This is a genomic window from Microcystis sp. M49636_WE2, assembly GCF_030065375.1.
Taxonomy (GTDB): Bacteria; Cyanobacteriota; Cyanobacteriia; order Cyanobacteriales; family Microcystaceae; genus Microcystis; species Microcystis aeruginosa_C.
The window spans coordinates 1-6,409 of the sequence record NZ_JASJFG010000340.1; the positions used below are offsets into that span (position 1 = coordinate 1).

Consider the following 6,409-nt stretch of genomic DNA (forward strand, 5'->3'; position numbering starts at 1 on the left):
ATAATCGGCCAATTTTTCCACCAGGGCATAATTAACTTGACCCTCGACGGTGAAGGGAGTCACCATCGCCGTAATTACTCGTCCAAAATAGGTTGTTTCACTCATTGATCAGTTATCAATTATCAGTTATCAGTTATCAGTTATCAGTTATCAGTTATCAGTTATCAGTTATCAGTTATCAGTTATCAGTTATCAGTTATCAGTTATCAGTTATCAGCTTCTGAAGGCAAGAGGCAAAAGAAAGAATCTGACAATCCTCCTAAGTAGGGAGGCACAATTAATTATTTGTAGGATGGGTTAGGGTAGGACTATTTAATTGATTATTATTCATTCTTAATCCTCCTGACTACTGACTACTGGCTCCTAACCCCAACAACAATTTTTGATTTTTACCAGAGGTCTAGTTATCATCGCCTTGGTCTAGCTGATGGCCGATAGCTTAGTTATCAAACTGTTGCTAATCTTGAACCGACGAGATTTTTCTTGACTAAAAGTTCGGCAATTTGTACGGCATTTAAAGCCGCACCCTTGCGAATTTGATCGCCGCATAGCCACAATTCTAGACCGTTAGGATGGGAGATATCTTGACGAATGCGTCCCACTAATACTTCATCGCGACCGGTAGCATCAATTGGCATGGGAAAATAATTAGCGTCCCAATCTTCCACTAATTTTACCCCAGGAGCAGACTCAAGAATTTCTCTGGCCTTCACCACAGAAAAAGGCCGACTAAATTCCAGGTTAACCGATTCCGAATGGGCCCGCAGCACGGGAACCCTCACACAGGTGGCGCTAACCCGCAGCTCTGGACAAGCAAAAATCTTGCGGGTTTCGTTGACCATTTTCATTTCTTCCTCGCAGTACCCCTGACCATTAATCGGGGTATTGTGGGGAAAAAGATTAAAAGCGAGGGGATAGGGGAAGGAATTAGTGGGAGGTTGCCGATTATCAAGAATTGCTTGCGCTTGCTGTTTTACCTCCTCCATGGCTCGCGCTCCAGCACCACTAGCAGACTGATAAGTAGAAACTACTACTCGCTCGATCGCCTGTACTTGGTGGAGAGGCCAGATCGCCACTCCTAAAAGAATTGTCGTACAGTTGGGATTAGCGATAATGCCCCGGTGATTGTCCACACTGTCGGGATTGATTTCTGGGACAACCAGAGGCACTTCGGGATTCATGCGAAAAGCACTGGAGTTATCGATAATCGTCGCACCCGACTCGACAATAGTTTTCGCCCAAGCTTTCGAGGTGGCCCCCCCCGCAGAAGCGAGAACGATATCCACGTCCTGAAAAGAGCGCTCGTTTACCGCTTCGATTAGGAGACTTTCGCCCCGAAAATTGAGGGTTTTTCCAGCAGAACGCTCGGAAGCCAGTAATTTTAGACTAGCGAGAGGGAATTGACGACTAGCTAATAACTCTAGTAATTCCGTTCCCACGGCCCCGGTGGCCCCTAAAATAGCGACCCGTACTTTTTGACTCAAATTGTGTAACCTCCTGACGAGTTGGGTGATGATAATGATCCGAAGAAATCGTTACAGTAAAAAATCTTTTTTGTCCACCGAGTTATTCTAAAACTTGGATTGATCGGCTTTTGATCAGCAAAATTTTCTGATTGGGCTTAACTGCCCCAAGGACGTAATAAATTAAATATACCCCATTGACCGCTAAAATAAAAAGATTGTGAGAGCTTGGGGAACAACTGCAGCTATTCCCCTAGAATATCATGAGCGGGACGGATTCACCGCAGGCGTAAACACCGCTCACCCTATTATAAACGTTCCTTGTCGTAAGAGCTAGAAAAATCAATGAAAGTTATTCAGGAAAAGCTTCCTGCCAGTCAGATAGGTTTAGAAATTGAAATTCCCGCCGAAACCACGAAAAACACCCACGAGCAAGTGGTCAAGAATTTAGCGAAGTCGGCCAATATACCCGGTTTTCGCCCCGGTAAGGTTCCCCGTCAGATTCTTCTGCAAAGATTGGGAACTAAAGCGGTAAAAGCGGCGGTAATTGAGGAATTAATTGAAAATTGCCTCGAATCTGCCCTAAAACAGGAGGGGATCGAGTCCCTGGGCAATCCCCAGCTATTGTCTAAGTTTGAGGATTTGATCGCTGCCTATGAACCGGGTAAAGCTTTGACTTTTTCAGTTTCCGTGGATGTGGCCCCGACAATTGTTCTCGGAGATTACGAAAATCTGAGCGTTACTGCCGAAGAAACCGTTTATGATCCCGAATCCGTGGAAAATTGGTTTAAAGAGCGTCAAGAACAGTTAGCGACATTGGTTCCTGTGGAAGATCGCGGGGCGCAGCTGGGAGATGTGGCGATCGTTGATTATCGGGGAAAATCCGCCGAAACTGGCGAAGATATCCCAGATATTGACGGCGAAGATCTGCGGGTGGATATGGAACCAGGACGCTTTATCGAGGGGATGGTGGAAGGAATTATCGGCATGAAACCGGAAGAAGTCAAAGAGATGACTTTAACTTTCCCAGAAGATTATCCCAAAGAAGATGTGGCAGCAAAAGCGGTAATCTTTACCATTACGATGAAAGAGTTAAAAGCGAAGGAATTACCAGAGCTTGACGACGATTTTGCCCAAGAAGTCAGCGATCAGGAAACAATCGCCGAATTAAGAGCAAGTTTAGAGAAACGCTTCCAAGAACAAGCGGAGAAGGAAACCAAAGACAGCATTTATGAGGCTTTAACCAAGGAATTAGTCAAGGGTGCGACTTTAGATTTACCGGAGACGCTGATCGAGAAGGAAGTGACGCATATTTTGACCCAAAGCTTCATGCAGTTCCAACAAATGGGGCTAGATGTCAACCAGTTGTTTACAAAAGATAATATTCCCAAAATGCGGGAAAGAGCCCGTCCCGATGCGCTCGAAAGTCTGAAACAGACTCTGGTGGTGCAGGAATTGGCTAAAGTCGCGGGCATTGAAGTCAGTCCCGAAGCAGTAGCCGAAAAAATCGCTAAAATCATGGCGCAATTGTCCGATCGCGACCTAGATATGCAGCGTCTGGAACAGGTGATCACCGAAGAAATCCTGGCGGAAAACACCCTGGAATGGCTGAAAGAAAAAGCTACTATCACCCTCGTCCCCAAAGGTTCCCTAGAGGAAGAAACAAGCGAGGAGGAGGAAACGGAAGAAACCTTCCCATTCACCGAAGTGGAAGTATTGGCAGCCGAGGAAGAATAACCCTTGGCTATCTTGAAGTCGTCAGCCTTTTAGCCGTCAGTTATCAGCCATCAGCTTTTTTCTCCCGATATCCCTGTTCACTGATGGCTGATAACTGATCACTGATCACTGATAACTGATAACTGATTGCTGCCAACCGGGGGAAACTTAGGGCATAATAGATGGACAGAAGTGCTAAAGATGCTTAACATTTGCCAGTAAAAGCTCCACAGCCAAGCAAAACCCCTAAGATTGTGATAGCGGAACCGAAAAAATTATGCTCGAATCGAGATCACCTGACTACCCAATTACCAGTAACTGTCGCCCTGCTATCTACGCCAACACGGGGAGAAACTCCTTAGCTAACGTTTTACCCGTGGTAATCGAACAGTCTGGCATGGGTGAACGGGCTTTTGATATCTATTCTCGACTCTTGCGCGAGAGAATTGTCTTTCTGGGAACCCCCGTCGATGATCAGGTCGCTGATTCGATCGTCGCCCAACTCCTCTACTTGGAGGCAGAGGATCCCGAAAAGGATATCCAACTTTATATCAACTCCCCCGGTGGTTCCGTTTATGCCGGACTAGCTATCTACGACACCATGCAACAAATTCGCCCCGACGTGGCGACAATTTGTTTCGGTTTAGCCGCTAGTATGGGAGCATTCCTGCTTTGTGGTGGCGCGGCAGGTAAACGGATGTCCCTACCCAGTAGCCGGATCATGATTCACCAACCCCTCGGCGGCGCCCAAGGTCAGGCCAGCGATATCGCCATCCAGGCCAAAGAGATCCTCTATATTAAACAGAGACTCAATACCATGCTGGCTCATCACACCGGTCAACCCTACGATCGCATCGCCAACGACACCGAACGGGACTTTTTCATGTCGGCCGTCGAAGCTAAAGAATATGGGTTAATCGATCTGGTGATTTCCCGTCCCGAACTGCCCGATCCTACCGTTCCCGTTACTTCCCTGTAAATAATAAACTATGTCTAAATACGACTCCCACCTCAAGTGTTCATTTTGCGGCAAATCCCAGGAACAAGTGCGAAAATTAATCGCCGGGCCGGGGGTCTATATTTGTGACGAGTGTGTGGAACTGTGTAACGAAATTCTCGATGAGGAATTGATGGAACCGCCTAGTCCGGTCGCCCCAGTGGAGGAACGTCCCAACAAACGGCGATCGGGCCAAAACAAAACTACTTGGGAACAAATTCCCAAACCAAGAGAGATTAAAAAATACCTCGATGACTACGTTATTGGTCAAAATGAGGCGAAAAAAGTGCTTTCTGTGGCCGTTTATAACCATTACAAACGCCTCAAAGATATCCAAACCCAAAAAGCCAGTGGCGGTAGTCCAGAAGATAGCATCGAACTGCAAAAATCCAATATTCTGTTAATCGGTCCCACAGGATCGGGAAAAACCCTTCTAGCTCAAACTCTGGCCAAAATCCTCGATGTACCTTTTGCCGTCGCCGATGCCACCACGTTAACCGAGGCCGGTTATGTGGGGGAAGATGTGGAAAATATTCTCTTGCGTCTGTTACAAGTGGCAGATTTAGACGTGGAAGAAGCGCAGCGAGGCATTATCTACATCGATGAAATCGATAAAATTGCCCGCAAGAGCGAAAATACCTCGATTACCCGGGATGTGTCCGGAGAAGGGGTACAGCAAGCTTTACTGAAAATGTTAGAGGGAACGATCGCCAATGTTCCCCCCCAAGGCGGCCGCAAACACCCCTATCAGGATTGTATTCAGATTGACACCAGCAATATCCTGTTTATCTGCGGTGGGGCGTTTGTCGGTTTAGATAAGGTGATCGATCAGCGTCTCGGTAAAAAATCCATGGGCTTTATTCAACCGGGAGATGGCCAAGCTAGTAAGGATAAGGTAGCGGCAGGGTTATTAAAACAAATGACTCCCGATGATTTAGTCAAATTTGGCATGATTCCAGAGTTTGTCGGTCGGATTCCCGTCCTAGCGGCGCTTTCACCCCTGGATGAGGAAGCTTTAATCGCTATCCTGACGCAACCCCGCAACGCTTTGGTGAAACAGTATCAAAAACTGTTGAAGATGGACAATGTACAGTTAGAGTTTAAATCTGATGCCGTCCTAGCGATCGCCCAAGAGGCCTATCGTCGCAAAACCGGGGCCCGGGCCCTACGGGGTATTGTCGAGGAATTAATGCTCGATGTCATGTACGAATTGCCCTCGCGCAAAGACGTGAAACGCTGTTTAATCACCCGCGAAATGGTGGAAAAACGTTCCACGGCAGAGCTATTGGTTCATCCTTCCTCTATACCCAGTCAAGAATCCGCTTAAGGGGAAAAATCGAGGTTAACCATGCTGAACACCGTTCCCGCGATCATCAAAGAAGGCAAGATCGAACTCCTCGAATCCGTGCCGATTCCAGAGGGTACTAGGGTTTTAGTCACCCTCATCCCGGAGGAGACAAACTCGGATTTCTGGCAAAAAGTCAGCGAAACTGCACTGGCTAAGATTTGGGATAATCTGGAAGACGACATCTATCATGAAAACTCAAATAATCGATAAAACAATCACTGTTCGCGGTGTTCCTCACTATTACGAGTGGATTCGACAGTCGGAATCTGCCCAAAAAAAGCCGGTGATGGTGTTTATTCATGGTTGGGGAGGATCGGGACGCTATTGGCGATCAACGGCTGCGGCAATTTGCGATCGCTTTGATTGTTTATTGTACGATATGCGGGGTTTTGGTCGGTCTAAATTGCCGGAAAAATCCCCCGATCTTTCCTACGATTTAGAAGAATATGCCCTTGATTTGGCCTTGTTTTTAGATAGTTTGGAAATTGAAAAAGTCTATCTCAATAGTCACTCTATGGGGGCATCGGTGGCGACTTTTTTTATTACTATGTACCCCGAAAGAGTGGTGAAAGCAGTTTTAACCTGTAATGGCATTTTTGAGTATAATAAAGCGGCTTTTGCTGCCTTCCATAAATTCGGTAAGTATGTGGTACAGTTTCGTTATGATTGGTTTTTAAAAGTACCTTTTGCCGATCAATTATTTATGGCGAGATTTTTGCATCGATCGATCCCAAAATCAGAAAGAATTGCTTTTTTAGAAGATTTTTTAGCGGCAGATTATGAGGCAGCCCTAGGCACAATTTATACATCTGTGAGTAAAAAAGCAGTGGAAATTATGCCTGGTAAATTTGCTGAGATTAAGGTACCAACTCTTTTAGTATCAGG

Annotated in this window: 6 protein-coding genes and 1 pseudogene; 5 read left to right on the plus strand and 2 right to left on the minus strand. The window is 46.2% G+C overall.

All coding sequences use genetic code 11. The annotated features are described in order from the left end of the window. Together PX484_RS08105 and PX484_RS08110 are read right to left on the minus strand one after the other, a co-directional pair. Positions 1-105 (minus strand): annotated as a pseudogene (locus PX484_RS08105) (4-hydroxy-tetrahydrodipicolinate synthase); the annotation flags it as partial. A gap of 341 nt (positions 106-446) precedes the next feature. Beyond that, positions 447-1,484: an aspartate-semialdehyde dehydrogenase gene (locus PX484_RS08110; RefSeq protein ID WP_287765330.1), complete on the minus strand. Its 1,038-nt coding sequence runs from the start codon at positions 1,482-1,484 to the stop codon at positions 447-449. A gap of 324 nt (positions 1,485-1,808) precedes the next feature. Here PX484_RS08110 and tig point away from each other — a divergent pair, with 324 nt between their 5' ends. The 5 genes from tig to PX484_RS08135 all read left to right on the plus strand — a co-directional run. Then, entirely contained in the window at positions 1,809-3,200 is a 1,392-nt protein-coding gene (tig, locus tag PX484_RS08115) for a trigger factor (RefSeq protein ID WP_002803688.1), read from the plus strand. A 256-nt stretch (positions 3,201-3,456) separates the two neighbouring features. Next, entirely contained in the window at positions 3,457-4,158 is a 702-nt protein-coding gene (gene clpP / locus PX484_RS08120) for an ATP-dependent Clp endopeptidase proteolytic subunit ClpP (RefSeq protein WP_002736918.1), read from the plus strand. Positions 4,159-4,168: 10 nt separating this feature from the next. Then, positions 4,169-5,503, plus strand: a complete 1,335-nt coding sequence (clpX, locus tag PX484_RS08125; protein WP_287765333.1) for an ATP-dependent protease ATP-binding subunit ClpX — start codon at positions 4,169-4,171, stop codon at positions 5,501-5,503. A 21-nt stretch (positions 5,504-5,524) separates the two neighbouring features. After that, entirely contained in the window at positions 5,525-5,734 is a 210-nt protein-coding gene (locus PX484_RS08130) for a hypothetical protein (protein WP_287765336.1), read from the plus strand. Then, a partial coding sequence (locus PX484_RS08135) for an alpha/beta fold hydrolase (protein WP_287671228.1) occupies positions 5,712-6,409 on the plus strand: 698 nt, incomplete at its 3' end. The genes PX484_RS08130 and PX484_RS08135, both read left to right, overlap by 23 nt.

Bases quoted from the DNA above. Each gene is read 5' to 3' on its own strand.
- tig (WP_002803688.1), top strand. From the start codon at position 1,809: ATGAAAGTTATTCAGGAAAAGCTTCCTGCCAGTCAGATAGGTTTAGAA.
- clpP (WP_002736918.1), top strand. From the start codon at position 3,457: ATGCTCGAATCGAGATCACCTGACTACCCAATTACCAGTAACTGTCGC.
- clpX (WP_287765333.1), top strand. From the start codon at position 4,169: ATGTCTAAATACGACTCCCACCTCAAGTGTTCATTTTGCGGCAAATCC.
- PX484_RS08130 (WP_287765336.1), top strand. From the start codon at position 5,525: ATGCTGAACACCGTTCCCGCGATCATCAAAGAAGGCAAGATCGAACTC.